Source organism: Leptotrichia sp. OH3620_COT-345 (genome assembly GCF_003932895.1).
Taxonomy (GTDB): Bacteria; Fusobacteriota; Fusobacteriia; order Fusobacteriales; family Leptotrichiaceae; genus Pseudoleptotrichia.
Genome location: NZ_RQYW01000146.1, coordinates 1 through 371, shown reverse-complemented (window position 1 = coordinate 371; position 371 = coordinate 1). Strand labels below are relative to the sequence as shown.

The 371-nt window shown below is 40.4% G+C and carries 1 protein-coding gene and 1 pseudogene; both read right to left on the bottom strand.

Going from position 1 to position 371, the window contains the following annotated elements:
• Nucleotides 1–230: phage tail tube protein (locus tag EII29_RS11655; protein ID WP_368665486.1), on the bottom strand; the 230-nt coding region annotated here is incomplete at its 3' end.
• 33 nt (nucleotides 231–263) lie between these two features.
• Nucleotides 264–326: pseudogene (locus EII29_RS13210) on the bottom strand (hypothetical protein); the annotation flags it as partial.
• Nucleotides 327–371: the final 45 nt, after the last annotated feature.

Here is a 371-nt window from a genome sequence, read left to right as displayed (position 1 = left end):
GCGGAGAACTTTACGTTATAGGCACCTGGAGCAAGTTGTCCGTTTGTTGCTACTTTTCCATTTGCGTCATTAATCACTGATGTTACTTTTACAGTTCCACCATTAGAATCTTTCAAAGTGGCAGGCACTACGATTCTTCCGTCATTATGACCCTTTGTAGCAGTAGTCACATTAGGAATAACAGGAGCTACGAGTGTAATTCCACCAGCTAGAACTGTATCAGGTTGCATAATGAATAAACCACTTTCCATTTTCTTGACGAAATCTTTTGCTTGTTCTCCCCAAATTTCGTACTCAATAGCAGGGACTTTTTTACCGCCATTCAAATAAATATCTGACTCAGTCGCTTGTACTGCCAAAGTCCATTGGAT